Origin of the sequence: Marinobacter sp., from assembly GCF_041690455.1 — a bacterium.
Classification (GTDB): Bacteria; Pseudomonadota; Gammaproteobacteria; order Pseudomonadales; family Oleiphilaceae; genus Marinobacter.
In genome coordinates, this window is the sequence record NZ_JAWLHI010000032.1 from 16,031 (window position 1) to 42,628 (window position 26,598).

A 26,598-nucleotide genomic window follows, 5' to 3' on the forward strand; every position below is an offset into this window, starting at 1 on the left:
AGAATCAGCCTCACTCGCCGCGTCCTTCCCCTGGGTTTTTATCCCTGCGGTTCAGAATGTGCATGCCCTTGAGCAGGTTCAAGGCAGAGCGCAGCTGATAATCCCGGTCGACCATGGAGACGGTATTCGATGCCTGCTCATCTGAGCCATCCGGTTCCTGGCCTTCATTCTGGCCTTCCAGGTGACCGCTGAGATCCGCCTCGGTGAAGAACGCCCCGCCTTCGAGTTCGGTCAGTTCCGCCGGGCGCACCACGATGTCGGGCTTGATACCGGTGGCCTGGATGGAGCGGCCGTCCGGCGTGTAGTAGCGTGCTGTCGTCATCTTGATAGCATGGGTCTCATCCAGCGGAATAACGGTCTGGACGCTGCCTTTGCCAAAGGACTGGGTGCCCATGACGACGGCGCGCTCGTGATCCTGAAGGGCGCCGGCCAGGATTTCGGAAGCCGAGGCGGAGCCGCCATTGATCAGCACCACAATCGGTGTGCCGGCCATGACGTCGCCGGATTTGGCGCTGAAGCGCAGCCGTGAGCTCTGGATACGGCCCTCGGTGTAGACGATCAAGCCGCCGTCGAGCAGGGCGTCAGCAGTTTCTACCGCGGCCTGCAGTACGCCGCCGGGGTTGTTGCGCAAGTCGATGACCAGGCCGTCCAGGTCGGCACCGTATTCGCTTTCGAGCTTCTTCAGGGTGTCCTTGAACTGGCCGCCGGTATCCGCCTGGAACTGGGTGATCCGCACGTACCCGTAGCCGTTATCCAGCATGCGTGATTTCACGCTGGTGACCTTGATGATATCCCGGGTGACATCGATCTCGATGGGAGCGCTCTCGCCCTCGCGCATGATGGTGAGGGTGAGCACGGTGCCCGGCTTGCCACGCATCATCTTTACGGCTTCTTCCAGGGACATGCCCTTGACCGGCTTTTCATCCAGTTTGATGATCACGTCGCCTGCCTGTACGCCGGCTTTCTGGGCCGGGGTGTCGTCGATGGGGGCGATGACCTTGACGAAGCCGTTTTCCATGCCCACTTCAATGCCGAGGCCGCCGAACTCACCGGAGGTGCTTTCTTCCAGTTCTTCGTAATCCTTGGGGGCAAGGTAGGTGGAGTGGGGGTCAAGGTCGGACAGCATGCCTTTTATGGCGCTTTCAAGCAGTTGCTGGTCGGAGACTTCCTCGACGTAGGCATCCTTGATGCGGCTGAACACTTCAGTGAACTTGCGCAGGTCGTCCAGCGGGAGCTGTTTTTCCGGATCGGGCAGGCTGATTTCCACCTGCTCGCCGTCCTGGATCCCTTCCAGCAATTCTTCGGACTGTGGATCCTGGGCAAAGGCCAGGCTCGATGCGGTTATGAAACAGGTAGCAAGCGTGAGTTTGCGTAAAACCCCTGGCGGAAGTGTGCTTCTGACCCGTTTCATCAATATATCCCGTTTTGTTTCCACTAGTTGGACGTATTTCCCTGATTCACGACAGTATGGCGTCAGCTGCGCCGTTTGTCAGCCCTTGAGTGGGCTCATCGCAGCCTCAGTTTGCCAGCCAGCGCTGCGGGTTGTCCGGTTTACCATTATGGCGGACTTCAAAATACAGCGCGGGCATATCGGTTCCGCCGGTCTGGCCCGCCACGGCAATGGTCTCGCCCGCCGCCACCCAGTCGCCAGGGCTGGTGAACAGGCTGCTGCTGTGGCCGTAGAGTGTCATGTACCCATCACCATGATCAATGATGGTGATCAGGCCAAATCCCCGGAGCCAGTTGGCAAAAACCACCCGGCCGTAATGGATGGCTTTGACCTGCGCCTCTTGGTCGGTACTGATCAGCAGGCCGTTGCGGCGGAGCTTGCCGTCGGCATAGCGGTCACCATAGTTGCTGACCAACTTGCCTTTGACCGGCCAGGGCAGCTTGTTCTTCAGTGACCGGAAGGGTTGTGACTCGTTGGGTGCGGGAATGCTGGCAATGGCCTGCTGGACTTCCTCGAGTAGTTTTTCAAGGCGTTTGCGGTCTGCTTCCAGTTCATCCCTTTCGCTGCGCCGGCTCTGGATCTCGGTTTTCAGCGCTGCGAGGGTCTGTTCCCGTTCCTTTCGGGAGGATGATAACTCCTGCTGGCGCTTGCTGAGGGTGGCTTCGGTATCGGTCAGTTCGGCCCGGGTCACGACGACTCTGGCCTGGGTCTGCCTCAGCTCCCGGAGGCTTTTCTGGAAGGCTTCGAGGCGCTCAACCGTATTACGGCTCAGATACTCGTAGTACGTCATGGTCCGGGCCATCTGGTCCAGGTCGATCTCGTTGAGTAATACCTTGACGGCGGGAGCATCCCCTTCCATCCAGGCGGAGCGGATCTGTTGCTTCAGGCTTTCACGCTGGCGGCTGAGGGTCTCGTTGAGGGATGCTTCCTGCTGTTCCAGTTCCTGCAGCTGCTGTTGTTGCTGCTTGGCCTTCTCGCGCAGGCTCCGGCGTTCGCGGGTCAGTTCGCCAATGCGGCGTTCTGTCGCTGCCAGCTGTTGCTCCAGCTCGGAGCGGTCTTCTTCAGCATCGGCCAGCCACTCGTCGATGTCCTCAATGCGATCCTTGAGGTCTTCGATCTGGGCAGGGGTGACTTCCTGCTGCTGCGCCTGTGTGGACATCGCCCCCGGCATGAAGCTGAGGGCGAGTGCCAGGACGAGTAACGGCTTCAAGGCCAAGACTGGTCCGGATCAGTCCAGTTCTACCAGGCTGTGCCCGGTCATTTCCTTGGGCTGCTCCAGCCCCATGAGGGTCAGCAAGGACGGGGCCACGTCACTGAGACTGCCATCGTCCTTGAGGTGGACCTTGCGGTGGCCGGTGTAGACCAGCGGCACCGGGCCGATGGTGTGAGCCGTGTGGACCTGGCCGGAGTTCGGGTCGGTCATCTGCTCGCAGTTGCCGTGGTCGGCAGTGATCAGGGCTTCGCCACCGACTTCATCGAGCGCTTCAACGACGCGCTTGACGCACTGGTCCAGGCACTCGGCGGCCTTGATGGCCGCGTCAAGTTTGCCGGTATGGCCGACCATGTCGCCGTTAGCGTAATTGCATACCACCAGGTCGTACTTGCCGCTCTTGATGGCTTCAACCAGCTTGTCGGTCACTTCCGGCGCGCTCATCTCCGGCTGCAGGTCGTAGGTGGCGACTTTCGGAGAAGGTACCAGGATGCGGTCCTCGCCCTCGAACGGGGTTTCCATGCCGCCATTGAAGAAGAAAGTCACGTGGGCGTATTTCTCGGTTTCGGCGATGCGCAGCTGGGTCTTGCCCTGCTTGGCCATGTATTCGCCCAGACCATTGGTGAGCTGCTCTGGCGGGTACGCGCAGGAGGTCTTGATGTCTGCGGCGTACTCCGTGAGCATCACGAAATCGGCCAGCTCCGGGTGCTTGCGGCGTTCGAAGCCGTCGAACTCTTTATCCACGAAGGCGCGGGTCATTTCCCGGGCGCGGTCGGCCCGGAAGTTCATGAACAGGACCGTGTCGCCATCGTTGATGGTGCCGCCCGGTTCGCCCGGAGCCTGGATGTGGGTGGCCTTGACGAATTCGTCATTCTCGCCGCGCTCATAGGCCTGTGCCAGGGCGGTAACCGGGTCGGTTGCGGTGTACTCGGCCTCGCCCAGGGTCATGGCGTTATAGGCCTCCTCGATTCGGTCCCAGCGGTTATCCCGGTCCATGGCAAAATAGCGACCGACGATGGTTGCCACCCGGCCGACACCCAGTTCCCTGAGCTTGGCCGAGGCCTTTTCCAGGGAAGGCTTGGCGCTCCGGGGCGGCATATCGCGGCCGTCCAGGAACGCATGGATGTAGACCTCTTTGGCGCCGCGGTTGGCAGCGAGCTCGGCCGCCGCCAGGATGTGGTCCTCGTGACTGTGGACCCCGCCCGGAGACATCAGGCCCATCAGGTGCACGGCGCGGCCACTGCTCACCGCCTTGTCGATGGCGGCGCACAGCACTTCGTTTTCCTGGAACGTGCCTTCTTCCAGATCCTTGTCGATCCGGGTGAGACTCTGGTAGACCACGCGGCCAGCCCCGAGGTTCATGTGCCCGACCTCGGAATTACCCATCTGCCCCTTGGGCAGCCCCACGAACATGCCCGATGTGTTGATCAGGGTCTTGGGCTGGTTGGCCCACAGTTGGTCCCAGAACGGGGTGTTGGCGTTGCTGATGGCATTGTCTTCGGCGGGGTCACGGTAACCCCAGCCGTCCAGGATAATCAGTGCAGTCGGCTTGCGCGTCGCGGTCATCACATCATCCGGTTGGTTGGAAAACTTGATAAAAGAGAAGCTCAGATTGTAACCGTTTTCATTCGCGCAAGCCATGTAGGCAGTGTTGCTGGTTCGTGAAAATGGGGTCAGATGAAGGCTTTCATCAGACCCCTACTTCAGCAACCCCCGGGGTCTGAAGAAAGCCTTCTTCTGACCCCCTCTTTCCCCGCCTTCTTTGCAGCAGGCTGGGTGTGTATAATCCCGCCAAACAAATTTTCAGGGTGTTTTCATGGACCGCTTGTTCGAATTCGTTGTCAATCACTACATTCTGGTGTCGCTGTTTGTGGCCTTCCTGGTGGCGATCCTGATCCTGGAGGCCCGCCGTGGTGGTGCCAAGGTGTCCGCCCAGGCGGCGGTCAACCTGATCAACAAGGATGAGGCCGTGGTGGTGGATATCCGTGACCGCAAGGAATTCGGCGAAGGCCGCATCACCGGCTCCGTCAACATTCCCCTGAACAGCCTCAAGAGCCGTGCCTCCGAGCTCAACAAGTTCAAGGACAAGCAGATCATCGTTGCCGACAAGATGGGCCAGCATTCGGCCATGGCGGTCAAGCAGCTCAACGCCGAGGGCTTCAGCAACGTGGTGCGCCTCAACGGTGGTATCAGTGACTGGAAGGCCAGCAACCTGCCGCTGGTGAAAAAGTAACAGCGCCCCGGCCCTTGATCTCGGGCCCGATCTGCCGCACTGTTTGATATTCGCCGGAGCCGGCATGAATTTAAGAAGGGGTCAGAAGAAAGCCTTCTTCTGACCCCGTTTTCACACTCCGGGGTCTCTGACTCAGGGGTCTGATGAACACCTTCATCTGACCCCATTTTCGAAACAAGACAATAACCGGGCCCCAAGCCCACCAAGAGCACAAAGGACCGAACATGGCTGAGAATCAGCAAGCCGCAGGCAATGAAAACCAGAACCAACCCCAGTTTGCCCTTCAGCGTATCTATGTGAAGGATCTGTCGTTCGAGTCACCGAACGCGCCGCTGGTCTTCCAGGAGCAGTGGAAGCCCCAGGTGAACCTGGATCTGAACACCTCCCACAACAAGGTGAGCGACAACCAGTACGAAGTGGTCCTGTCCCTGACCGTCACCACCAAGATCGGTGAGAAAGTCGCCTACATCGTGGAAATCCAGCAGGCCGGTGTGTTCCTGGTTCAGGGCATCGAAGGTGCTCAACTGGGCCAGATGCTTGGTGCCTACTGCCCGACCATCCTGTTCCCGTATGCCCGCGAGTCCATCGATAACGTGGTTGCCAAGGGTTCTTTCCCGGCACTGATGCTGGCTCCGGTGAACTTTGATGCCATCTATGCCCAGGCGCTGAAGCGTAAGCAGGAAGAGGGTGCCGGCGAAGGGAGTGGGGAGCAGCAGGCTCACTGATAAGGGCTGAAAGCGGGGTCAGAAGAAGGTTTTCTTCAGACCCCAGGGGTTGCTAAGCGGGATCGGCGAAGATGGGGTCAGATGAACGTGTTCATCAGACCCCTGAGTTATCTCAGCCCCCTGAGGCAAAGGTCAGCGCCGAACTCCGGGGTCAGAAGGAAGCTTTCTTCTGACCCCATCTTCATTTTTCTGCTGACCTCAGCGTCGAACCCCGGGGTCAGATGAAAGCCTTCATCTGACCCCAACTTCATCCGTGTCAAACCCCGCCGCTAAACCCAAGCTGCCGCCAGGCTTCGTAAACCACCAGCGCCGCCGTATTCGACAGATTCAGGCTCCGGCTCTCCGGGCGCATCGGCACCCTGATCCGGTGGGCTTCCGGCAGGCTTTCCCGCACTTCCGCTGGCAGCCCCCGGGTTTCCGGGCCGAACATCAGGTAGTCACCATCCTGATAACTCACGTCGTGATAGAACCGGCTGCCCTTGGTGGTCAGCCCGAACAGCCGTGAGGGTTGTTCCGTCTCCAGAAACGCCTGGTAACTGGCGTGTACCTTGACGGTGGCGTACTCGCTGTAATCCAGCCCGGCCCGCCGCATCTGTTTGTCTTCCAGATTGAAGCCCAGGGGCTCGATCAGATGCAGCTGGCAGCCGGTGTTGGCGCAGAGCCGGATGATGTTGCCGGTGTTGGGCGGGATCTCCGGCTCGTACAGCACCACATGGAGCATTGTCGTCAGCGTTCCACTGCCAGGGCCACGCCCATGCCGCCGCCGATACACAGGGTCGCGAGGCCCTTGTGGACATCACGGCGAACCATTTCGTGCAGCAGGGACACCAGGATGCGGCAGCCGGAGGCGCCGATGGGGTGGCCGATGGCAATGGCGCCGCCATTCACGTTCACCTTGTCGGTGTCCCAGCCGAGGTCCCGATTGACGGAGATGGCCTGGGCGGCGAAGGCCTCGTTGGCCTCGATCAGGTCCAGGTCATCCACGCTCCAGCCGGCCAGTTTCAGGCAGCGCTGGCTGGCGGGAATCGGGCCGGTGCCCATGATGGTCGGATCCACACCGGCATTGGCGTGGGCCTTGATAGTGGCAATCGGGGTCAGTCCCAGCTCTTTGGCCTTCTCGGCGCTGCACACCATGACGGCCGCGGCACCGTCGTTCAGGGAGGAGGCGTTGCCGGCGGTGACGGTACCATCCTTCTTGAAGGCCGGGCGGAGCTTGGCCAGGCCCTCTGCGTTCACACCATCACGGGGGCACTCGTCCTTGTCCACCACCAGAGGGTCGCCCTTACGCTGGGGGATGGTGATCGGAACGATCTGACCGTCGAAGTAGCCGGCCTCCCGGGCGGCCACGGCTTTCTGCTGGGAGGCCGCCGAAAAGGCATCCTGTTCCTCGCGGCTGATGCCGTATTTCTCGACAATGTTCTCGGCGGTGATGCCCATGTGGTAGTCGTTGAAGGCATCCCACAGGCCGTCCTTGATCATGGTGTCGATCATGGTCCAGTTGCCCATGCGCTGACCGTTACGGCTGTTGGGCAGCACGTGGGGTGCCTGGCTCATGCTTTCCTGGCCGCCGGCGATCATCAGCTCGGCATCGCCGCAGCGGATGGCCTGGACGGCCATGTGTACGGCCTTGAGGCCGGAGCCGCAGACCTTGTTGATGGTCATGGCTGGCACGGATGCCGGGATACCTGCATGGATTGCTGCCTGGCGGGCCGGATTCTGGCCGCAGCCAGCGGTCAGTACCTGACCAAGTACCACCTCGTTGACCTGATCCCCGGCGACACCGGTTTCCTCGAGCAGGGCCTTGAGTACGGCAGAACCGAGCTGGTCAGCGCTCAGGCTGGACAGACCACCACCAAAACTTCCGACGGCAGTCCGCTTGGCGGCAACAATGACGACATCACGCATGGAATCTCTCCGATATTTGCTGGCGCGGGACACCAGCCCTGCGCTCTGGGATGGATAACTGCCGGCATTGTATCCGGAAAGGGGTGGGTGGCCAAAACCTGGCCGGGGCGAGGTGGAGCAGCCGGGCTTACATGTTCAGGCTGCGGCCGCCATCCACGGAGATAATCTGGCCGGTGACAAAGGGGGCGTCACACATCAGGAAGATCACCATGCTGGCAATGTCGTCGGGATTACCGGTGGTAGCCAGCGGGGTCTTCTCGACAATGGCCTTCTGGTAGCTCCGGTCGATAGCGCCGTCGTTTTCCGGCCAGAGAATTGCGCCCGGTGACACCCCGTTCACCCGGACATTCGGGGCCAGGTCCTTGGCCCAGGAGCGGGTCAATGCGGCCAGACCGGCCTTGCTGGCACAGTACAGGGGGTGATTGCTCAGGGGCTTTTCGCTGTAAATGTCGATCAGGTTGACGACACTGCCGCGGGCGTTTTTCAGGGCAGTCAGGCAGGTCTGGAGCAGGAAGAAGGGCGCACGGAGGTTGGTGTTCATTATCCGGTCCCAGTCGTCGTACATGGCTTCGCCATTGGGGGTGGGGTAGAACACCGATGCGTTGTTCACCAGGCCATCCAGCCGGCCCCAGTGGGCCAGAGACTCTTTGCCGAGGCGGTGGACATCGTCCATCCGGGTCAGGTCAGCCTGCAGGCAGATCGCCGACCCGGGGCGTGCCTCGTTGAGTTTCTCGGTCAGCGCCGTGGCCTGGGTCTGTCGGGTACGGTAGTGAACCACCAGGTTCCAGCCCCGGTCGTGCAGCATCTCGGCGGTGCGGGCCCCCAGGCGGTGGGCGGAGCCGGTAACCAGTGCAACGGGCGCGTTGTCAGTCATGTCTGTCCTCAGCTGTTGGATGCGGGCAATGCCTGTTCTATACGCTTCAGCCGTTCTGCCCGGATTGCCTCACCCAGGGCTTTGCCCTTGAATCCCTGAGTCAGGAGTTCCCTGGGATTGACCCCGGCGGCCGCCCGGGCGGCGAACTGCAGGGCGTGTACCTGGGCCCCGAGGTCTTCGGACAAAGCGCAGTCCAGTACCTGCAACAGCGCCTGGAAACGCGCCTCGCGGCGCCAGAGGTCGGCATAATCCAGCAGTTCGAGCAGCGCGGAAACGGTTGAGCCTTTGCCTGAGGATAAATCAGCCAGTGCGGATTTGAAATGGCAGGCCAGCCTGGCCAGATCCCGGCAATCGTTGGGGGCCTTCATGGCCTCCGCACGGGCCACTGCCTGCTCCGCGGTGAGCGGCAGGAGCAAGGCGGCAAAGCGTTGGTCGGTGCTGGTGTCCTTCCGGGCGACACGGCGAAGTGCGGACAGTGCCATGGCCAGGGTGCCGTCATCCGCCAGTTCCGGGATCAGTACGGATAGGGCACCACAGTCCCGCAGAACCTCGAAAAAGGTGCCCGGCTCCTGTTCGTGCAGGGCGCGCTGGACTTCCTGCCAGACCCGCTCCGGCACCAGGTGATCCACCTCGCCCTCGTCGACCATCTGTTGCATTAATGCCATGGTGTCCGGATGTACCTCGAATCCCATGGGCTGGAAGCGGGCGGCAAACCGGGCGGTGCGGAGAATGCGCAGCGGGTCTTCGGCAAAGGCCAGTGAAACATGGCGTAGCTGCCGGGCGCGGAGATCCTCAAGGCCGTGGAAGGGATCCACCAGTTGGCCCAGCTCATCCCTGGCCATGGCGTTGATGGTCAGGTCCCGGCGCTTGAGATCTTCCTCGAGGGTGACATCGGGGGCGCTGTAGACGCTGAAGCCGTGGTAGCCCCGGCCCTGCTTGCGCTCGGTGCGGGCCAGGGCATATTCCTCCCGGGTCCGGGGATGCAGGAAAACCGGAAAGTCCGCGCCCACCTGCTTGAAGCCCTTGGCCAGCATCTCGTCCGGGGTGGCGCCGACCACCACCCAGTCACGATCCTTGACGTCAATGCCCAGCAGTTCGTCACGGACAGCGCCGCCGACCAGGTAGGTTTGCATGCAGAGGCCTTTGGTTTTTGGTTCAGGTGTTGGGGGATTATCGGGTGTGGGCGGGAGGTAAGCAAATGGGGGTGTGGTGGACATGAAAAAGGGGTCAGATGAAAGCGTTCATCAGACCCCCGCGCGAGCTCCGGGGGGCGGCTGACTCAGGGGTCTGAAGAAAACCTTCTTCTGACCCCAAGTTTGATCAGGCACCGTGGTTGGCGTCCAAGAAGGGGTCAGATGAAGGCTTTCATCTGACCCCATGTTCCTGGTTCAGCTCAGAACGCGCTGCCAATCTCGATAGCCGCACCCACATCCGCATCGCTGTACAGCGCACCCAGGTCCAGGCGCGCACCCAGAATGTTCAGGCCGAGGCCGGCGGTGAACTGGGTGTCTTCTTCGATGCCGTCATTGTTGTCGTTGCTGGCCAGGTTGTGGCGCACGCCGACGCGCAGCTGGGCATAGCGCCAGGCATCAAACTCGGCGCCCAGGGCGAGCCACTGGGTGTCATCTTCAAAGCCGAAGGCTTCCTTCTTGGTGAGGTCCAGTTCGGCGGTCACTACATGATGCTCGCTCTTGTGGGCAATGCCGGCGGTGACCATGGGGTTGAGTTCCAGGGTGCGCACCTGTTCGCCCAGCTCAGGCCGGCTGGCGGCGGAGTCCAGTTCCATGGGGATCAGGTTCTTCACGGCCACGCCTGCATTCCACTGGTGCTCGTCGCCAAAAGCGTAGGCGGCGCCGAGGTCCACGTTGAAGCCGCTCTTGTCGGTCTCGTACTGGTCGCCGTCGAATTCATCGTCCTCAAATCCGGAGACGGTTTCGGTGTACTGGAAAGTCCTCAGCTCCACGTACTTGGGGGAGAAGCCCAGCTGGAAGCGGTCACCGCTTTGCAGCTCGAAGGCGCGGGCAAAGGCAATGCCGACTTCACCGACGGCCGAGGCGAGGATGCGGCCCCGGGAATCAAAGCGGATATCGCCCTGGTCGTCGACTGCTGCTCCGTCGATGATGGCCTGCACGTTGGAGGGTGAGCCCGATTCTGCCGCGGTTACGATGCTGTCCAGCAGGGTGCGGTCGCTGTCGGACAGCTCCCCGCGCACGGTGGCGGTCAGGTTGGCATTGGTGAACACGCCAACCGAAAGGCTCTGGCCTGGTACGGCAAGGCCAAGTCCCAGACCGGCATTGACCCGGACGGTGTCCTCGTCAAAGGCAACCAGACGGTCCCGGAGATCCTCAGCGCTGGCGGCCAGGTTCTCGGCGTTTTGGCGATTGGACGTGTTTTCGAATTCGGTGACCAGCCCGTCGAACTCTTCGATCACGTCCTGGATATCATCGATCTGGTCAACGGTCTCTTCCTCATCAGCGGCGCGGGCGTTGACTGACGGCAGCATAAGCCCGAAATCGTCTGACCAGTCGTGGTGATCCGCTGCCATCATCGCAGGGTTGGTCATGGCCGCATCGGCCGGGTGCGCGGTAGCCACGCCGGTGCCGGCCATGGCAAACGAGCGGGCGGACATGAACTGCTGGGGGCTGGCAAGGGCGGTGCTGGTGGCAATGGAGAGGCCGATGGCCACGGAGAGTCTGGTCAGACGGTTACTGCTCATTCGGATACCTGTCTTGGGTTTGTTTAGAGGACAAATATTATGGAGCCGACAGGTTAGAGCAGGTCCCTTTCGGGAACATGACACAAGTGGTAACAGATTGTTTTCGAAGTGTAAGTTGGGTGCGGGAGCAACGTGGGGTCTGAAGAAAACCTTCTTCTGACCCCAGCTTTAGCCATGCACGGAGGTTGGCGTCCAAGACGGGGTCAGATGAAGGCTTTCATCAGACCCCAAGGGCTGCCACCCCGGGGCATGATCGAACTTGGGGTCAGATGAAAGCGTTCATCAGACCCCTGAGGCGCCCACCGTTCACGCTCAGGATTCGGCGGCTTCCGCCGCGGCCAGGTCCCGGATCTTGCCTACCATGGCCCTCAGGCCGTTGCCGCGGGTGGGGGAGATGTGGCGGAACAGGTCCAGCTCTTCGAACAGTTCGTCGATATCGGTGGTCAGCAGCTCCCGGGGGCTTTTGCCGTTCAGGGCCACCAGGATGATCGCCGCGAGTCCGCGCACGATCATGGCGTCGGAATCAATCAGCAGGTACAGCTTGCCGCTGGCTTCGTCGTAGTGGTGGATCAGCCACACCTGGCTCTGGCAGCCGTGCACGTAGTTTTCCTCGGTACGGGCATCGTCCGGGAAGGCGGGCAGCTGCTTGCCCAGGTCGATGATGTAGGCGTAGCGTTCTTCCCAGTCATCCAGGAATTCGAAGGCGTCCAGGACATCTTCCAGGGTGGTTTTGGTTCCGAGGGGGTTGTTCAGGAAGTCTTCTTTGGTGGCGGTCATTTGATTGCTGCTGTTTTGGCCCTGGGTGTGAAAATGGGGTCAGAAGAAGGCTTTCTTCAGACCCCGGGGGAATTCAGATCCCAGGGTCGGGTTCTAAAACGGGGTCAGATGAAAGCGTTCATCTGACCCCATGTTAGCGGTTCAGGCCCGGAGGATGAAGTCGGGGTCAGAAGAAAGCCGTCTTCTGACCCCATTTGCAACCTTTACAGCATTCCGAGCTCGTGCTTGGCCTCGTCGGTGAGCATGTCGTTGTTCCAGGGCGGGTCGAAGGTGAGTTCGACGGTCACCTTGTCCACGTTGGGAACATGCTCGACCTTGCGTTTGACGTCGTCACAGATGACAGGGCCCATGCCGCAGCCGGCGGCGGTGAGGGTCATCTTGATGTAGACGTGGTTGCCTTCCTCGGTGTCGTTCTCGATCTTGCACTCGTAGATCAGCCCGAGGTCCACCACGTTTACCGGGATCTCCGGGTCGTAGCAGTTGCGCAGGGCTTCCCATACCTGGTTCTCGTTGACGGTGCCGTCTTCCGGGGTCTCGAAGCTGCTTTCCAGCGGTTGCTTGCCCAGGGCATCGGCGTCGTGGCCTTCAATCCGGGCCAGGTTGCCGTTGACGGCTACCGTGAAAGTGCCGCCAAGGGACTGAGTGATGGTCACAAAGGTGTCCGCCGGAATCATGATCTCGGTTCCGGCGGGAACGAGGCGTGCTTCCACCTCGCGTTTGGTCAGGACCACTTCCCGTTCTTGCATGCCTGGTCTCGTAATGTGCTTTGGTTTGTTTAAGTTGGGGTCAGAAGAAAGCTTTCATCTGACCCCGTCTTCATGTCTGACCCCGTTGTCACCAATCAGGCGACGGTAAAACTCTCTCCACACCCGCACTCTGCCGTGGCATTCGGATTGCGGAACTTGAAGAGTGAATTCACGCCCTCGGTGACAAAATCGATCTCGATGCCGTTCACCATCGGCAAGTGTTCCTCTTTCACGAACACGTCCACGCCGTCGATGTGGAATACCCGGTCATCGGTTGCGGCTTCATCCACCCACTGGGTCTCGTACTTGAAGCCGGAGCAGCCACTCTTCCTGATGGCCAGGCGAATGCCTTTGGCATCCGGCTTCTTGTCGAGTTGCTTACGTACGTGCCTGACCGCACTCGGGGTCATGGTCACGGTTACGTCACTCGGGGTGAAGACTTCGGCTGTCATGATTCCACCTCCATCAGGCAAACAGGCGCTGGATCTTCTGCAGGCCGGTGAACAGTTTGTCCACCTCGTCCAGCGTATTGTAGAACGCAAAGGAGGCCCGGGCTGTACCGGGTACTCCGTAGAAATCCATCAGCGGCATGGCACAGTGATGGCCGGTGCGGATGGCGATGCCCTGCTGATCCAGCAGCGTACCGATATCACTGGGGTGCAGGCCGGCGATTTTAAAGGACATGACCGGCACCTTGTTGGCGGCGGTGCCGATGATCTCCATGCCCGGTACCGTCTCCACCAGCTGGTTCGCCCGCTCGAGAAGCGCCTTCTCGGCTGCTTCCATGGCGCCACGGTCCAGGCTGTCGAGGTAGTCGATGGCGGCGCCAAGGCCGACTGCCTCAGCAATCGCCGGCGTGCCGGCCTCGAATTTGTAGGGCAGCACGTTCCAGGTGGTGCGCTCGAACGACACCCGCTCGATCATCTCGCCGCCACCCTGGTACGGAGGCATTTCCTCCAGCAACTGGGCCTTGCCGTAAAGCACGCCGATACCGGTGGGGCCAAACAGCTTGTGGGACGAAAACACGTAGAAATCGCAGCCCAGCGTCTGCACATCCGGCTTGAAGTGCGGGACCGCCTGGGCCCCGTCAATCAGGGTGAGGATACCGCGCTTCTTGGCCTGCTCGATCAGCGGTGCCACCGGGTTAACCGTACCCAGTACGTTGGAAACATGGGTGATGGCCAGGATCCGGGTGCGATCGTTCAGCAGGCTATTGAAGGAGTCCAGGTCCAGTTCGCCCTCGGGCGTGACCTGGATCGGCACCACTTTCGCGCCGGTACGTTCGGCGATCATCTGCCAGGGCACGATGTTGGCGTGGTGCTCCATGTGGCTGACCAGGATCTCGTCACCTTCTTTCAGGCGGGGAGCCAGGCCGTTGGCCACCAGGTTGATAGCTTCGGTGGTACCGCGGGTCCAGATGATCTCCCGGGTGCTGGCGGCATTCACAAAGTTGCGCACGGTCTCCCGAGCGCCTTCGAATGCCGCGGTGGCGCGGTCGCCCAAGGTATGGGCGCCCCGGTGCACGTTGGAGTGCATTTCCCGGTAATAACGGTCCATGGCATCGAGCACGGCGACCGGCTTCTGGGCCGAGGCGCCGTTGTCCAGGTACACGAGGGGCTTGCCGTTCACCTGCTGGGACAGGATCGGGAAATCACGGCGCACCGCCTCCACGTCGAACGCGGCGGCGCTGGCGCTGTTTGCCACGGACAGGTCAGTCATTACCGGTCACACCTCCTGGAAGGTCTGGTCAAAGAACTGGTTCAGCCGGGTGTGGGCAGTCTCACGCACCGTCTGCAGTGGAATCTGCTCAACCAGTTCGTTGATGAAGGCCATGGTCAGTAGCACATTGGCCTGGCGCCGGCCGATACCCCGGGACACCAGGTAGAACAGGGAGATCTCGTCCAGCTGACCGATGGTGGCGCCGTGGGCACACTTCACATCGTCGGCATAGATTTCCAGCTCCGGTTTGGTGTCGATCTCTGCACCGTTGGACAGGAGCAGGTTCTTGTTGTTCATATCCGCATTGGACTTCTGGGCGTCCTGGTGGATATGAATCCGGCCGTTGAACACTGCGTGGGACTGGTCTGCCGCGATGTTGCGGTAGGTCTCCTCACTGTTGCAGTGGGCGGCCACGTGCTCGATGGTGGTGTGGTTGTCAAAGTGCTGTTTGCCCTGGGTGACCACCACGCCGTTGAGTTTGCACTCGCCGCCTTCACCTTCCAGGCGAACCTGCAGGTCGTGGCGGCGCAGGGGGCCGCCGAACCCGACCGTGTGGCTCTCGAAACGGGCGTTGCGCTGCTGGCGGACACCGGTAGCGCCGATGTGCTGGACGTTCTCGCCTTCTATGGTCAGGCGGACGTTGGTGATGTTGGCGCCGTCGGCCAGCTTGAACTCGGTGACGGTGTTGACCATGACCGGTTCGGAGCCACTGGAGCGGTATTCCTCCACCAGGGTCGCCTGGCTGTGGCGGCCCGCGTCAACGAAAATCCGCGGGAAGGCGGAGCCGCTGGCATCGGCCGTGACTTCGTGGATGACGAACAGCGGCTGGTCGAGCACGGCGTCCGGCTCCAGGCGGATCAGCAGGCCGTCCTCAAAACGCGCGGCATTCAGGCGGGCCAGCTGCACGGCCTTGTCGTCCAGGGTGTTGTCCAGTTGATCGGCCAGTTCAGCGGCTTCCTGGTCATCCAGGTCGCGGAAACTGGCAACCCGGATGCCGTCAACCTGCGGAAACTCGCTGGCTTCCGGCTGGATGACGCCGTTCAGGAACACGATTCGGTAGCCCGGTACCTCCTGGCCACCGAACGCCTTGCCCTGCGAGGGCAGGGTGCTGGCCATGTCGTCGGTCAGCTTGAGGTACTTGCTGGAGTACTTCCAGTTCTCGATTTTCCGAGTCGGCAGCGGCATGTCCACCAGGGCGGTACCGCGCTGCTTGCGCAGCTCGAGTAGCGCCTTGGGCAGGGACTGGCCGGCGGATTCGAGGAACGCGGCTGAAAGAGTCGGTGCTGGTTTCATTCCGCGGCCTCCTTAGTTGGCTGCACTGTCGGCGGTTTCTTCATCCTTGATGCCCAGCCAGCCATAGCCTCTCTCTTCCAGTTCCAGGGCCAGTTCGCGGCCACCGGACTTGATGATCTTGCCGCCCGCCAGGACATGGACGTAGTCCGGCACGATGTGGTTCAGCAGGCGCTGGTAGTGGGTGACCATCAGGATGGCGCGGTCTTCCGAGCGCAGGGCGTTGACGCCATCGGACACTACCTTCAGGGCGTCGATGTCGAGGCCGGAGTCGGTTTCATCGAGGATGGCCAGCTTCGGCTGCAGCAGCAGAGCCTGCATGATCTCGTTACGCTTCTTCTCACCACCAGAGAAACCTTCGTTGACACCACGCTTGAGGAAGGCCGGATCCAGGTCCACCTGTTTGGAGACTTCCTTCGCCAGTTTCATGAATTCGGCGGCGTTCATCTCTTCCTCGCCATGATGCTTGCGCATGGCATTGACGGCGGTGCGCAGGAACTGCAGGTTGCTGACGCCGGGGATCTCCACCGGGTACTGGAATGCCAGGAAGATGCCTTCCCGGGCACGTTCTTCGGTTTCCAGGTCCAGCAGGTTCTCGCCGTTCAGGGTGACTTCACCCTCGGTGACTTCAAATGCTTCGTTGCCTGCCAGCACCTGGGACAGGGTGCTCTTGCCCGAACCGTTCGGGCCCATGATGGCGTGAACTTCCCCGGCCTTGATTTCCAGGTTGATGCCCTTGAGGATCTCTTTGCCCTCAACGGATGCGTGCAGGTTCTTGATGCTCAGCATTTGTTTGCTTCTCTCTATCTCTGAATCTGTGTGAATTCGTTGCCTGTGGTGTCCGGCCGGATCAGCCCACCGAGCCTTCGAGGCTGACTTCCAGCAGCTTGCCGGCTTCCACCGCAAACTCCATCGGCAGCTCCTTGAACACTTCCTTGCAGAAGCCGTTCACGATCATGGAAACGGCCTGTTCCGGGTCGATACCACGCTGGCGGCAGAGAAACATCTGCTCGTCGCTGACCTTGGAAGTAGTGGCCTCGTGCTCGACGATGGCGGATTTGTTCTTGCTCTCGATGTACGGGAAGGTGTGGGCGCCACAGCGGTCGCCGATCAACAGCGAGTCACACTGGGTAAAGTTGCGCGCACCTTCCGCGCCCGGGCCGAATTTCACCAGGCCCCGGTAGGCGTTGGAGCTCTTGCCGGCAGAGATACCCTTGGAGATGATGGTGCTCCGGGTATTCTTGCCCAGGTGGATCATCTTAGTGCCGGTGTCGGCCTGCTGGTAATTGTGGGTCAGCGCCACGGAGTAGAACTCGCCCACGCTGTTCTCGCCCCGCAGGACACAGCTCGGATACTTCCAGGTGACGGCGGAGCCGGTCTCAACCTGGGTCCAGGAGATCTTGGAGTTCTTGCCGATGCAGGCACCGCGTTTGGTGACGAAGTTGTAGATGCCGCCCTTGCCGTTCTCGTCGCCCGGATACCAGTTCTGGACGGTGGAGTACTTGATCTGGGCATCGTCCAGGGCCACCAGTTCGACCACGGCAGCGTGCAGCTGGTTCTCATCCCGCATGGGCGCAGTGCAACCCTCGAGGTAGCTGACATAGCTGCCTTCGTCGGCAATGATCAGGGTGCGCTCGAACTGGCCGGTGTTGGCGGCGTTGATGCGGAAGTAGGTGGACAGCTCCATCGGGCAGCGTACACCTTTCGGTACGTACACGAAGGTGCCGTCGGAGAAGACCGCGGAGTTCAGGCCGGCAAAGAAGTTGTCGCCGTGGGGGACAACAGTTCCCAGGTATTTCTGCACCAGTTCGGGATAGTCCCGGATGGCCTCGGAAATGGAGCAGAAGATGACGCCGGCCTTGGCCAGCGGCTCCTTGAAGGTGGTGGCAACGGAGACGGAGTCGAATACCGCGTCCACGGCCACGCCGGCCAGTTTTTCCCGCTCGTGCAGGGGGATGCCCAGTTTTTCGTAGGTTTTCAGAAGCTCCGGATCGACTTCGTCCAGGCTCTGGGGCATGTCTTCCTTGCGCTTGGGCGCGGAATAATAGGAAATCGAGTTGTAGTCGATTTTCGGGTAACCGACGTGAGCCCAGTCCGGCTCGTCCATCTCGAGCCAGCGACGATAGGCTTTCAGGCGCCATTCCAGCATCCACTCCGGCTCTTTCTTGATGGCGGAAAGCCGGGCAATGACGTCTTCGTTCAGTCCGGGTTCGAACGTGTCGGCTTCGATTTCTGTCACAAAGCCGTGCTCGTATTCCCGTTTGATCAGCTCGTTCACCTCTTTGTCGGTGGTCGCCATGATCGTCGCTCCGTAATTCTCTCATCTCGGGCTCTTGGCCCTTGGTGTCACCGGCAGCCGTTTGGTTGGGCTGGCGGGCGGCTATCATCAGTCTAGGTGGGTGTTGCAGTGGTCGCTCACGGTGTGAGTACGCCCCGCAATCGGTTTTTGGATGACGGATTTCTGATGCCCGATGCTTTCAAGTGGGCGAATCCGTTGCTTCTGGCGAGCGATTATACAATACCAGAGTAAAATAGTCAGGTATTAAATCGAGCGTGTAGGGATTATACCTTAATCGGCCTTTGGGGCACTAAGGTAGCGGCAATCGGGGGGGATAGGTTTTACCTGTAGGACTGCAAGGATAGGGGTGGCCTCCGGGCGAGCCTGCCTCCCAAAACACGCCGTGAACCCGTCCATGGGGGCTCGGCATTGCCATCCATGGCAATGCACGGTTTTGGGAGGCAGGCCCGCCCGGAGGCTTCGACTAATTGCTATTCGCTGGCGGGCAGGATTCGCGTGAGGTAGCTGTAATCCAGGGATTCCGGTAGCTGGCTTGGCTTCGGGATTCTGACCACATGCCCGCTGCCCGGCGCATATCCCATGGACTCGCCATTCCGATTTTCCATGCTGTCCGCGCTGAACCGCAGGTTACCCGCCGGGGTGATCAGTTCCAGCTGGTCGCCGGGGGCGAATTTGTTTTTGACGTCGATGGTCAGCCATCGGTCATCCGCATCAGCAACAGTGCCTACCACCTGCTGAGTGCCGAGGAAGGAGGAGCCCTGTTCGTAGGTCTGGTATTCCTGGGGTAGGTGGCGGCGGAGGAAGCCTTCGGTGTAGCCGCGGTTGGAGAGGGCTTCGAGTTCGTTCATCAGGCCCATGTCGAAGCTTTTGCCGGCGACGGCGTCGTCGATGGCGCGGTGGTAGACCTGGGTGGTTCGGGCGACGTAGTAGGTGCTTTTGGTGCGGCCTTCGATTTTCAGGGAGTGGACGCCCATTTTGACCAACTCCGACACGTGCTGGACGGCGCGCAGATCCTTGGAGTTCATGATATAGGTGCCGTGTTCATCCTCGTAGGCAGGGATGAAGCCGCCCGGGCGGTTGGGTTCTTCCAGCAGGATTTCCCGGGGTTCCACTTCCTGCACGTTGCTGGTGGCCGAGGTGGCGATCAGGTCGCCGGTCTGGTCGTGGCTGTGCTGGACTTCCTTGTAATTCCAGCGGCAGGCGTTGGTGCAGGCGCCCTGGTTGGCGTCCCGGTGGTTCATATAGCCGGACAGCAGGCAGCGGCCGGAGTAGGCCATGCACAGGGCGCCGTGGACGAAGACTTCCAGTTCCATGTCGGGAACCCGCTCGCGGATCTCGCGGATTTCGTTCAGGGCCAGTTCCCGGGACAGGATGACGCGGCTGATGCCCTGACGGCGCCAGAATTCGACGGTGGCCCAGTTCACCGCGTTGGCCTGTACCGAGAGGTGGATGGGCTGGTCCGGCCATTTTTCCCGGACCAGCATGATCAGGCCGGGGTCGGACATGATCAGGGCGTCCGGGCCCAGTTCGATCACCGGTTCCAGGTCCTTGAGGTAGCTGCGCACCTTGTTGTTGTGGGGCGCGATGTTGGAGACCAGGTAGAACTGTTTTCCAAGTTCGTGGGCGCGGTTGATGCCGGCGCCCAGGGCTGCAACGTCCTTGAAACTGTTGTTCCTTACTCTCAGGGAGTAGCGTGGCTGGCCCGCGTAGACCGCGTCGGCGCCGTAGGCAAAGGCGGTTTCCAGGTGTTCGGGGGTGCCCGCCGGGGCAAGCAGTTCCGGGGTGATCATGGCAAAACTCCGGGTATTCTCGGTGCGGGGCGGGTACAGTCCCGCCATGGTGACATACAAGGGCGCGCAGTTTGCCGGAAAACGTGAGGGCGGGCTTTGATCTCGCTCAAAGGTCTTATTGATTGTTTTCGGCTAACATGTGTACGCTAAGCCGCTTGGCAGATAAGGCCAGATAGAACACAGGAGGAATTGTTCATGGCATCAGAGCCTCTGAGGCCGGAGGTTGCGCGGGCGTCGCTGAGTGCCCGTGTGAGTTCGCTGATCACCGTGCAGCTTGCCCGTGGCAAGGTCGGGGTGGAGGTTGTGGCTTCCCAGTTGCACATGAGCCGTTACACCCTGCACAAGAAGCTGAAGCGCGAAGGATTGACCTTTGCCAGCTTGCTGGAAGAGGTCCGCCGTAAGCAGGCGCTTACCTACATGCAGGATAAAACCAAGCCGCTGGTGGAAATCGCCGAGCAGCTTGGGTTCTCGGAGTTGAGTGCATTCAGCCGGGCGTTCAAGCGCTGGATGGGCACTTCCCCGGCTGAATACCGTTCCCTCAGACTTTCTTGAAGATCAGGGTGGCATTGGTGCCACCGAAGCCGAAGCTGTTGCTCATCACCAGGTCCAGCTTCTGGTTGTCCATGCGCTCACGGACAATCGGGTAGCCTTCGGCACCCTCATCCAGGTTCTGGATGTTGGCGGACGGTGCGATGAAACCTTCCCGCAGCATGATCAGGCTGTAGATGGCCTCGTGCACGCCGGCAGCGCCAAGGGCGTGGCCGCACAGCGGCTTGGTTGAGCTCAGCGGCGGGATCTTGTCGCCGAAGGTTTCCTTCAGGGCTTTCAGTTCGGTGATGTCACCGGCCGGCGTGCTGGTGCCGTGGGTGTTCACGTAGCTGATTTCGCCATCCAGATTCTTCATGGCCTGCTTCATGCAGCGTACCGCGCCTTCGCCGCTGGGGGCGACCATGTCTGCACCGTCGGAGGTGGCACCGAAGCCGACCAGTTCGGCCAGGATGTTGGCGCCACGGGCCTCGGCATGTTCCAGGGCTTCCAGGGCCAGCACACCGCCACCGCCGGAGATAACGAAACCGTCGCGGTCGGCATCGTAGGTGCGGGAGGCCAGTTCCGGGGTGTCGTTGTACTTGGTGGACAGGGCGCCCATGGCGTCAAACAGCAGGCTCAGGGTCCAGTGGATGTCCTCGCCACCGCCGGCAAACATGACATCCTGACGGCCCAGGGCGATCAGGTCGGCGGCGTGGCCGATGGCGTGGGCGCTGGTGGCACAGGCGGAGGTGATGCCGTAGTTGATGCCGCGGATGCCGAAGCCGGTGGCCAGGGACGCATTGATGGCACTGCCCATGGTGCGGGGCACCCGGTAAGGACCGACCCGGCGGATGCCTTTTTCGCGATGAGTGTCGATGGAGTCCAGCAGTTCCACGGTGGACGCGCCGCCCTGACCGAAGATCAGACCGGTGGTATCCGCCTTGATGTGCTCGTCGGTGAGGCCGGCCTGCTCGATGGCTTCACGCATGGCCAGGTAGGTGTATCCGGAAGCCGGGCACATGAAGCGCCAGAGCTTGCGATCGATCAGCTCGGGCAGGTTCAGGTCAATCTGGCCGCAAACGTGACTGCGCAGGCCGTTGTCCTTTGCTTCCTGGCTGAAGCCAATCCCCGGCTTTGAGTCGCGGAGGGACTGGGCTACTTCTTTCTGGTTGGTTCCCAGGCTGGAGACAATCCCCATGCCGGTGATTACAACGCGACGCATCCTGTTAACTCCTAAAAATCATCGGTCGAGGTGAACATGCCAACCCGGAGGTCCTTGGCGGTGTAGATTTCCCGGCCATCCACTTCCATCCGGCCATCGGCAATCGCCATGGTCAGCTTGCGCCGGATCACGCGCTTGAGATCCAGGCGGTAGGTTACCTTCTTGGCAGTGGGCAGCACCTGGCCGGTAAATTTTACTTCACCGGAACCGAGCGCACGCCCCTTGCCTTCACCGCCACCCCAGGCCAGGAAGAACCCGACCAGCTGCCACATGGCATCCAGGCCCAGACAGCCGGGCATGACGGGATCGTCAACAAAATGAACCTTGAAGAACCAGAGGTCCGGGTTGATGTCGAGTTCGGCAACGACGCTGCCCTTGCCATACAGGCCATCGTCGTCAGCGATGTGAGTGATGCGGTCGAACATCAGCATCTGGTCAATGGGCAGGCGCATGTTGCCGGGGAACAGGTCGCCATGGCCACACTTGATCAGGTCTTCTTTGTCAAAATGATCCGGGTTCATAGTGCCAGTGTCTCAGTTACAAAATGATTTACTCATACTTTAGCGCCTATTCCGGCCGGTGCTATTGACCTTTAGTGGATGATTGTCGGTTGATTGTGTGAATTCGGGGTGCCAAAGCCCGGGCAAGGGTCAATTGACAGTCATCAAAGATCCTATGCCGGCGCTTTGCTAGCCTGATCCGAACCTGAATCTGGAATCGTCATTAAACGGGATTCCCCGGAGGTATCTATGAATGGCGAAGAACTGGCAATCGAGGGTGATCTGGCGCTGCAGGGTGACCGGGTCGAGATTCAACTGGAACGGCAGATTGAGCATTCGCCGGTACGGGTGTGGGAGATGTTGACCGATTCCGTGCACCTGGCTCGCTGGCTGGCGCCGGGCGTTATCGAGCAGCGGGCCGGTGGCAGGGTACAGCTGGAGTTCGGCAATAGCGGAACACCCATCGACTGTCACATCCGGGCCTGTGAGCCACCACGTCTGCTGGCCTATTCCTGGAGTTCGGGTGACGACCCGGAGCGGCCACTGACCTGGAAACTTGATCCGCTCGAGTCCGGTGAGGCAACCCGGCTCCGGCTGACTCTGTCCCTGCCCAATGACGATCTGGTGCCCATCGCCTGCGCCGGCTGGGATGCGCACCTGGAAATGCTGATGGCCGCCCTTGAGGGTATCAGCATCCACTTTCCCGCCGACCGGTTCCGGCAAGCCCGCGCGGTCTTTTCCGAGTTGGCAAAAGAAAAGCTGGCTGCCTGAGTGGCAGCCAGCTTTATTACTCCCTTCCTGATTTACCCTTCCTTTCCGTCCGGCCGGGGTGAGGCCAGTACTCCGGTGTAGCGGATCAGGAACAGACCGAACGCCACAAACCACAACACGGTACTGCTGCCGATGCCGGGATGCCAGGGGATGATATCCAGGGCGGTGAGTACCCGGATCAGCGCCGCCAGATGAATGGCAACGAAGGCCAGTACCATGCCCCGGGGCAGTACCAGCGGGCGACCAGTATGGCCCAGGGAAACCCGGGCGATCACGCCGAGGATCAGGCAGCTGACAGCCCCGGTGCCGGCGGCATGGCTCCAGGCATTGGACGGCCAGCCGGCCAGCAGGGTACCGGCCAGCAACGCCAGCGCCACCGGAACCCAGAGAATGGACAGGTGCAGGATCCACAGCAGCGGTTCCTTGCGGACCAGCCAGCCCTTCCAGCCGGCCAGTCGCACCAGCATCAGCGTTGCGGCCACGATGGCGAGCAACCCGGCCACGGTATGCCAGCCGGTGACCAGGGTCGCCATCAGCAGGATCATGGAGAAGAGGGAGGCCATGTCCAACGCGGGTATCATACGGATACTGGAGGCATCGAGGCCGCGCTGGCGCAACCAGCCACCGGAAAAGGCCGGCGTGATGCGCCCGCCGATGATACTGATCAGCGCCATGGCCATGATCAGGGCGCCGTAGCTGTAGGTCATGTCCAGGCGCAGCACAAACCCGATTTGCATCAGCCAGAGCAGGCCCAGAACCACCAGGATCATGAGTTGCCGTTTCTGCCGTGCATGCCAGACGCGCCAGCCGGCATCAATCATGACCAGGGGCAGGAACGCCAGGTTAATGGTGTGCACCAGCCAGTCCGGCAAACCACCACCGAAGGCCAGCAGAAGTCGGCCGGCCAGCCAGACTCCCCAGAGGGCCACCAGTCTGGCTCCGTGGGTCCTGTTGGTCCCGGTCCATACGCAAACGGCGGTCAGCAAAAAGCCGGCAATGGCCGCCGTCAGGAACCCGAACAGCATTTCGTGCTGGTGCCAGAACAGGCCGGGCATGGCCAGGGGCAGGCTCAGGACACCGGTCAGCTGCATGACCCACACTGGAACCACCAGCAGGGCTAGCACGGTCATGGACAGGAAAAAAATGCGGAACGGATAGCTGAACAGTTGTCGGATGCTGGCTGCATCCGTGGTCGCCGAGGTCGGGATTGCCTGCATGGCGGGCCTCCATTAATACATATATTTATATTATATGTTATTGCCTTGTGCCGGAAATGACCATACCCCCAACCGGGTATCTTTGCGTACAATGCATCTATCACATTGATTCAGAATGGAAGTCTTATGAGTGCCTACCTGATTTTGAAACACCTGCACATGACTACAGCATATATCACGGTGGTGCTGTTTGCCCTGAGGTTGCTGATGGATGCCGTCGGCCGGCCTGAATGGCGGCGCACGCCGCTGCGCTGGATTCCCCACGCCAACGACACCATCCTGCTGGTAGCGGCCATCAGCCTGCTGTTCGTGACACCCTGGATGCCTTTCGTTCACGGCTGGCTGACGGCCAAGATCTTCCTGCTGATCGGCTACATCGTGGCAGGCCTGTTTGCCCTGAAAACCACTCTGGGCGCCCCGACCCGGGTAGTGGCGGCCATTCTGGCGTTTGTCCAGATCGGCGCCATTTTCCATCTGGCGATGACCAAGCCGGTATTCAGCTGATCAGCGCCGCTCCGAAATCTGCCGCGTCAGCTCCTGTAACTGCGCCTGTACTGACTGGAGCTGACGGGCGATCTCATCCCGTTCGTCATGGGCCTTCTGGGCCTGTTTGGCATTCTGCTCCTCGCTCATGACCTCCAGAATGGCACCGATCATCATGTTCAGGAACACGAACGCGGTCAGGAAGATAAAGGTGAGGTAATACAGCCAGCTGAGCGGGTACTGTTCCATGGTGGCGTACATCACATCGGTCCAGTCCTCGAACGTCGCGACCCGGAACAGGGTGAGCATGGCAATCGCGACGTCGCCCCACAATTCCTCGTCCACTCTGGCAAAGAACAGCGCGCCCATGGCCGCGTAGATGTAAAAGATGATGAACATCAGCAGGGCAATGTAGCCCATGCGCGGGATGGCCTTGAGCAGGGAGTTGATCAGGAACCGAAGTTCCGGCACCACGGAGACCAGGCGCAGCACCCGGAACACCCGCAGCAGGCGGCCCAGTAACACGGCCTCGGAATTGTCCAGCGGGATCAGACTGCCGATCACCACGATGGTGTCGAACAGGTTCCAGCCGTCGAACAGGAACCGGCGTTTGGTCGGGCAGGCGGCAAACCGGAACAGGATCTCAACCAGGAAGAACACGGTGATGGCGTTGTCCATCACACTCAGGCTCTGCTCCACCAGCGGGGGCAGGTCGTAGGTCTTGGCGCCGATGGTCAGGGCCGACAGGATGATGATGGCAATGACCGCACCCTGAAAGATTCTGCTGGATTCGATCCGGCGCAGGGTGTTGAAACCGGTAACAGGACTCAGTTCCGGGGACATGCTGGAGCTCCGCGTAAAGAAAATCGGCGCCAATTCTAATGGCTGGCGGGGGGTTGGGGGTAGGGTATTTACCCTGATGTCATGTTTGGCTCAGGCCTGGCCGAGGATGCGTTCACCTGGTCAGCCCGCCGGGTATGCCAGTAAAAAGCCCCCGGATCCCGGGGGCACAGTGTTGCAAGTGAGGCTTGCCGGAGAAAACCCGTGTCAGTCCCGTTTCGGCGGTGTCTTGACGAACGGAGGCTTATGCTGCGGGCGATTCAGCGGGTAGAACAGATGTGGCGTGGCCAGTTCCGGCAGGTCGGTCCGTTCCTCGTTGGCGGCCCACTCTTCCCGTTCGGCGGTGCGGATGGCGTAGTGCATCCAGGCCAGTGCGGCGGCCACGATCACGAACATCAGCATGAAGCAGCTCTGCCAGATGCCGGTGATGTCATTCAGGACGCCGAAGGTCAGTGGCAGGATGAACCCGCCCAGGCCTCCGATCATGCCCACAACGCCGCCGACGGCGCCCACGTGCATCGGGTAGTACACCGGAATGTGCTTATACACCGCCGCCTTGCCCAGGGACATGAAGAAGCCCAGGGTGAAGATCAGCACGACGAACATCGACAGGCTCATGTCCAGGGTGAACCGGATATCCCCTTCGATACCGTGCACCACGTAATCGGTGGGCGGGTAGCTGAGCAGGAAGGTACAGATAACCGAGGCACCGAACGTCCAGTACATCACCCGCCGGGCGCCGAACCGGTCCGACAGCCAGCCCCCCAGGATGCGGAACAGGGAAGCGGGGATGGTATACAGCGCGGCGATCATGCCGGCGGTCTTGATGTCCAGGCCGTACACGCCGATCAGGTAGTGCGGGAGCCAGAGGGCCAGGGCCACGAAGGCGCCGAATACGAAAAAGTAGTAGAGGGCAAAGCGCCAGACCCGCAGTTCACGGAGCGGCTCCATCTGCTCCATGAAGGTTTTGGCTTTCTCGCCGCGGCGCTCGGCAGCGAGCGGATCTTCCTTGGCGAGGATGATAAACACCACGCCCATGATGGCCAGCACCGTAGCGTAGATCTGGGCGGTCTGCTCCCAGCCGAAAGCCACCAGCAGGAAGGGCGCGCCGAAGTTGGTCACCGCAGAACCGACATTACCCGCACCGAAGATGCCTAGCGCCGTGCCCTGGCGTTCCTTCTCGAACCAGGCAGCGGTGTATGCAACCCCGACAATGAACGAGCCACCCGCCAGGCCATCCCCCAGGGCGCCAACCAGCAGCATGGGATAGGTAGTGGCGAACGTGAGCAGGTACACGCAGGCG

General features: G+C 60.9%; 26 protein-coding genes. 5 read left to right on the top strand and 21 right to left on the bottom strand.

Features of this window, described 5'->3' with window-relative positions; genetic code table 11:
• Window positions 1-10: 10 nt before the first annotated feature.
• The 3 genes from ACESMW_RS09570 to gpmM form a co-directional block, all read right to left on the bottom strand.
• On the bottom strand, window positions 11-1,411 hold the full coding sequence (locus ACESMW_RS09570; RefSeq protein WP_372986807.1) for a S41 family peptidase: 1,401 nt from the start codon (window positions 1,409-1,411) through the stop codon (window positions 11-13).
• A 106-nt stretch (window positions 1,412-1,517) separates the two neighbouring features.
• Window positions 1,518-2,621 carry a murein hydrolase activator EnvC family protein gene (locus ACESMW_RS09575; protein ID WP_372986832.1) on the bottom strand — a complete coding sequence of 368 codons (1,104 nt, stop codon included), beginning with the start codon at window positions 2,619-2,621 and terminating at the stop codon, window positions 1,518-1,520.
• A gap of 57 nt (window positions 2,622-2,678) precedes the next feature.
• On the bottom strand, window positions 2,679-4,226 hold the full coding sequence (gene gpmM / locus ACESMW_RS09580; protein WP_372986808.1) for a 2,3-bisphosphoglycerate-independent phosphoglycerate mutase: 1,548 nt from the start codon (window positions 4,224-4,226) through the stop codon (window positions 2,679-2,681).
• Window positions 4,227-4,476: 250 nt separating this feature from the next.
• Between gpmM and ACESMW_RS09585 the strand changes: the two genes are divergently transcribed.
• Window positions 4,477-4,893 carry a rhodanese-like domain-containing protein gene (locus ACESMW_RS09585; RefSeq protein ID WP_343811891.1) on the top strand — a complete coding sequence of 139 codons (417 nt, stop codon included), beginning with the start codon at window positions 4,477-4,479 and terminating at the stop codon, window positions 4,891-4,893.
• Window positions 4,894-5,117: 224 nt separating this feature from the next.
• Complete coding sequence (secB, locus tag ACESMW_RS09590) at window positions 5,118-5,618, top strand: protein-export chaperone SecB (protein ID WP_092006539.1); 501 nt, start codon at window positions 5,118-5,120, stop codon at window positions 5,616-5,618.
• A gap of 256 nt (window positions 5,619-5,874) precedes the next feature.
• On the opposite strand, the gene trmL is transcribed toward secB, so the two are convergent.
• The 13 genes from trmL to yegQ form a co-directional block, all read right to left on the bottom strand.
• Entirely contained in the window at window positions 5,875-6,339 is a 465-nt protein-coding gene (gene trmL / locus ACESMW_RS09595; RefSeq protein WP_372986809.1) for a tRNA (uridine(34)/cytosine(34)/5-carboxymethylaminomethyluridine(34)-2'-O)-methyltransferase TrmL, read from the bottom strand.
• A 5-nt stretch (window positions 6,340-6,344) separates the two neighbouring features.
• The gene (locus tag ACESMW_RS09600) at window positions 6,345-7,523 is read right to left on the bottom strand and encodes an acetyl-CoA C-acetyltransferase (RefSeq protein WP_372986810.1); all 1,179 of its coding nucleotides are present in this window, start codon (window positions 7,521-7,523) and stop codon (window positions 6,345-6,347) included.
• Window positions 7,524-7,650: 127 nt separating this feature from the next.
• Window positions 7,651-8,397 carry a pteridine reductase gene (locus ACESMW_RS09605; protein ID WP_372986811.1) on the bottom strand — a complete coding sequence of 249 codons (747 nt, stop codon included), beginning with the start codon at window positions 8,395-8,397 and terminating at the stop codon, window positions 7,651-7,653.
• An 8-nt stretch (window positions 8,398-8,405) separates the two neighbouring features.
• Window positions 8,406-9,530, bottom strand: coding sequence for a multifunctional CCA tRNA nucleotidyl transferase/2'3'-cyclic phosphodiesterase/2'nucleotidase/phosphatase (locus ACESMW_RS09610; protein WP_372986812.1), 1,125 nt, complete (start codon window positions 9,528-9,530; stop codon window positions 8,406-8,408).
• A 260-nt stretch (window positions 9,531-9,790) separates the two neighbouring features.
• Window positions 9,791-11,113, bottom strand: coding sequence for a conjugal transfer protein TraF (traF, locus tag ACESMW_RS09615; RefSeq protein WP_372986813.1), 1,323 nt, complete (start codon window positions 11,111-11,113; stop codon window positions 9,791-9,793).
• Between the two features lie 312 nt (window positions 11,114-11,425).
• The gene (locus ACESMW_RS09620; RefSeq protein WP_372986814.1) at window positions 11,426-11,890 is read right to left on the bottom strand and encodes a SufE family protein; all 465 of its coding nucleotides are present in this window, start codon (window positions 11,888-11,890) and stop codon (window positions 11,426-11,428) included.
• Between the two features lie 203 nt (window positions 11,891-12,093).
• Window positions 12,094-12,636: a putative Fe-S cluster assembly protein SufT gene (sufT, locus tag ACESMW_RS09625; RefSeq protein WP_372986815.1), complete on the bottom strand. Its 543-nt coding sequence runs from the start codon at window positions 12,634-12,636 to the stop codon at window positions 12,094-12,096.
• A 95-nt stretch (window positions 12,637-12,731) separates the two neighbouring features.
• Complete coding sequence (locus ACESMW_RS09630) at window positions 12,732-13,088, bottom strand: HesB/IscA family protein (RefSeq protein WP_372986816.1); 357 nt, start codon at window positions 13,086-13,088, stop codon at window positions 12,732-12,734.
• Window positions 13,089-13,101: 13 nt separating this feature from the next.
• Window positions 13,102-14,355, bottom strand: a complete 1,254-nt coding sequence (locus tag ACESMW_RS09635; RefSeq protein WP_372986817.1) for an aminotransferase class V-fold PLP-dependent enzyme — start codon at window positions 14,353-14,355, stop codon at window positions 13,102-13,104.
• 6 nt (window positions 14,356-14,361) lie between these two features.
• On the bottom strand, window positions 14,362-15,648 hold the full coding sequence (gene sufD, locus ACESMW_RS09640) for a Fe-S cluster assembly protein SufD (protein ID WP_372986818.1): 1,287 nt from the start codon (window positions 15,646-15,648) through the stop codon (window positions 14,362-14,364).
• Between the two features lie 12 nt (window positions 15,649-15,660).
• A complete protein-coding gene (gene sufC, locus ACESMW_RS09645; protein ID WP_372986819.1) occupies window positions 15,661-16,434 on the bottom strand; it encodes a Fe-S cluster assembly ATPase SufC in 774 nt (257 codons plus the stop codon).
• 61 nt (window positions 16,435-16,495) lie between these two features.
• A complete protein-coding gene (gene sufB, locus ACESMW_RS09650) occupies window positions 16,496-17,944 on the bottom strand; it encodes a Fe-S cluster assembly protein SufB (RefSeq protein WP_372986820.1) in 1,449 nt (482 codons plus the stop codon).
• Between the two features lie 470 nt (window positions 17,945-18,414).
• The gene (gene yegQ, locus ACESMW_RS09655; protein ID WP_372986833.1) at window positions 18,415-19,734 is read right to left on the bottom strand and encodes a tRNA 5-hydroxyuridine modification protein YegQ; all 1,320 of its coding nucleotides are present in this window, start codon (window positions 19,732-19,734) and stop codon (window positions 18,415-18,417) included.
• 195 nt (window positions 19,735-19,929) lie between these two features.
• On the opposite strand from yegQ, the gene ACESMW_RS09660 reads away from it, so the two are divergent.
• On the top strand, window positions 19,930-20,286 hold the full coding sequence (locus ACESMW_RS09660; protein ID WP_092006579.1) for a helix-turn-helix transcriptional regulator: 357 nt from the start codon (window positions 19,930-19,932) through the stop codon (window positions 20,284-20,286).
• Here ACESMW_RS09660 and fabB read toward each other — a convergent pair.
• A complete protein-coding gene (gene fabB / locus ACESMW_RS09665) occupies window positions 20,273-21,484 on the bottom strand; it encodes a beta-ketoacyl-ACP synthase I (protein ID WP_092006581.1) in 1,212 nt (403 codons plus the stop codon). The genes ACESMW_RS09660 and fabB overlap by 14 nt on opposite strands.
• An 11-nt stretch (window positions 21,485-21,495) precedes the next feature.
• Window positions 21,496-22,005 carry a bifunctional 3-hydroxydecanoyl-ACP dehydratase/trans-2-decenoyl-ACP isomerase gene (gene fabA, locus ACESMW_RS09670; RefSeq protein ID WP_092006584.1) on the bottom strand — a complete coding sequence of 170 codons (510 nt, stop codon included), beginning with the start codon at window positions 22,003-22,005 and terminating at the stop codon, window positions 21,496-21,498.
• A gap of 228 nt (window positions 22,006-22,233) precedes the next feature.
• Here fabA and ACESMW_RS09675 point away from each other — a divergent pair, with 228 nt between their 5' ends.
• Window positions 22,234-22,755, top strand: coding sequence for an SRPBCC family protein (locus tag ACESMW_RS09675; protein ID WP_372986821.1), 522 nt, complete (start codon window positions 22,234-22,236; stop codon window positions 22,753-22,755).
• A 32-nt stretch (window positions 22,756-22,787) separates the two neighbouring features.
• Here ACESMW_RS09675 and ACESMW_RS09680 read toward each other — a convergent pair whose 3' ends face one another.
• Window positions 22,788-23,972, bottom strand: a complete 1,185-nt coding sequence (locus tag ACESMW_RS09680; RefSeq protein WP_372986822.1) for an NnrS family protein — start codon at window positions 23,970-23,972, stop codon at window positions 22,788-22,790.
• Window positions 23,973-24,098: 126 nt separating this feature from the next.
• Between ACESMW_RS09680 and ACESMW_RS09685 the strand changes: the two genes are divergently transcribed.
• The gene (locus tag ACESMW_RS09685; RefSeq protein ID WP_372986823.1) at window positions 24,099-24,476 is read left to right on the top strand and encodes a SirB2 family protein; all 378 of its coding nucleotides are present in this window, start codon (window positions 24,099-24,101) and stop codon (window positions 24,474-24,476) included.
• Here the strand turns inward: ACESMW_RS09685 and ACESMW_RS09690 are convergent, their stop codons facing one another.
• Both ACESMW_RS09690 and ACESMW_RS09695 read right to left on the bottom strand, forming a co-directional pair.
• Window positions 24,477-25,298 carry an ion transporter gene (locus ACESMW_RS09690; protein ID WP_372986824.1) on the bottom strand — a complete coding sequence of 274 codons (822 nt, stop codon included), beginning with the start codon at window positions 25,296-25,298 and terminating at the stop codon, window positions 24,477-24,479.
• A 204-nt stretch (window positions 25,299-25,502) separates the two neighbouring features.
• The coding region (locus tag ACESMW_RS09695) for an MFS transporter (RefSeq protein ID WP_372986825.1) at window positions 25,503-26,598 on the bottom strand (1,096 nt) is incomplete at its 5' end.

Excerpts from the sequence above, each read along its gene's own strand:
- ACESMW_RS09575 (WP_372986832.1), bottom strand. The coding sequence starts at position 2,621 with ATGCCGGGGGCGATGTCCACACAGGCGCAGCAGCAGGAAGTCACCCCT.
- fabA (WP_092006584.1), bottom strand. The coding sequence starts at position 22,005 with ATGAACCCGGATCATTTTGACAAAGAAGACCTGATCAAGTGTGGCCAT.
- yegQ (WP_372986833.1), bottom strand. The coding sequence starts at position 19,734 with ATGATCACCCCGGAACTGCTTGCCCCGGCGGGCACCCCCGAACACCTG.
- sufT (WP_372986815.1), bottom strand. The coding sequence starts at position 12,636 with ATGCAAGAACGGGAAGTGGTCCTGACCAAACGCGAGGTGGAAGCACGC.
- secB (WP_092006539.1), top strand. The coding sequence starts at position 5,118 with ATGGCTGAGAATCAGCAAGCCGCAGGCAATGAAAACCAGAACCAACCC.
- ACESMW_RS09570 (WP_372986807.1), bottom strand. The coding sequence starts at position 1,411 with ATGAAACGGGTCAGAAGCACACTTCCGCCAGGGGTTTTACGCAAACTC.
- sufC (WP_372986819.1), bottom strand. The coding sequence starts at position 16,434 with ATGCTGAGCATCAAGAACCTGCACGCATCCGTTGAGGGCAAAGAGATC.
- ACESMW_RS09680 (WP_372986822.1), bottom strand. The coding sequence starts at position 23,972 with ATGCAGGCAATCCCGACCTCGGCGACCACGGATGCAGCCAGCATCCGA.
- ACESMW_RS09635 (WP_372986817.1), bottom strand. The coding sequence starts at position 14,355 with ATGACTGACCTGTCCGTGGCAAACAGCGCCAGCGCCGCCGCGTTCGAC.
- trmL (WP_372986809.1), bottom strand. The coding sequence starts at position 6,339 with ATGCTCCATGTGGTGCTGTACGAGCCGGAGATCCCGCCCAACACCGGC.
- ACESMW_RS09600 (WP_372986810.1), bottom strand. The coding sequence starts at position 7,523 with ATGCGTGATGTCGTCATTGTTGCCGCCAAGCGGACTGCCGTCGGAAGT.
- sufD (WP_372986818.1), bottom strand. The coding sequence starts at position 15,648 with ATGAAACCAGCACCGACTCTTTCAGCCGCGTTCCTCGAATCCGCCGGC.
- ACESMW_RS09685 (WP_372986823.1), top strand. The coding sequence starts at position 24,099 with ATGAGTGCCTACCTGATTTTGAAACACCTGCACATGACTACAGCATAT.
- traF (WP_372986813.1), bottom strand. The coding sequence starts at position 11,113 with ATGAGCAGTAACCGTCTGACCAGACTCTCCGTGGCCATCGGCCTCTCC.
- ACESMW_RS09605 (WP_372986811.1), bottom strand. The coding sequence starts at position 8,397 with ATGACTGACAACGCGCCCGTTGCACTGGTTACCGGCTCCGCCCACCGC.
- ACESMW_RS09660 (WP_092006579.1), top strand. The coding sequence starts at position 19,930 with ATGGCATCAGAGCCTCTGAGGCCGGAGGTTGCGCGGGCGTCGCTGAGT.
- ACESMW_RS09690 (WP_372986824.1), bottom strand. The coding sequence starts at position 25,298 with ATGTCCCCGGAACTGAGTCCTGTTACCGGTTTCAACACCCTGCGCCGG.
- ACESMW_RS09610 (WP_372986812.1), bottom strand. The coding sequence starts at position 9,530 with ATGCAAACCTACCTGGTCGGCGGCGCTGTCCGTGACGAACTGCTGGGC.
- ACESMW_RS09630 (WP_372986816.1), bottom strand. The coding sequence starts at position 13,088 with ATGACAGCCGAAGTCTTCACCCCGAGTGACGTAACCGTGACCATGACC.
- ACESMW_RS09675 (WP_372986821.1), top strand. The coding sequence starts at position 22,234 with ATGAATGGCGAAGAACTGGCAATCGAGGGTGATCTGGCGCTGCAGGGT.
- gpmM (WP_372986808.1), bottom strand. The coding sequence starts at position 4,226 with ATGACCGCGACGCGCAAGCCGACTGCACTGATTATCCTGGACGGCTGG.
- fabB (WP_092006581.1), bottom strand. The coding sequence starts at position 21,484 with ATGCGTCGCGTTGTAATCACCGGCATGGGGATTGTCTCCAGCCTGGGA.
- ACESMW_RS09620 (WP_372986814.1), bottom strand. The coding sequence starts at position 11,890 with ATGACCGCCACCAAAGAAGACTTCCTGAACAACCCCCTCGGAACCAAA.
- ACESMW_RS09585 (WP_343811891.1), top strand. The coding sequence starts at position 4,477 with ATGGACCGCTTGTTCGAATTCGTTGTCAATCACTACATTCTGGTGTCG.
- sufB (WP_372986820.1), bottom strand. The coding sequence starts at position 17,944 with ATGGCGACCACCGACAAAGAGGTGAACGAGCTGATCAAACGGGAATAC.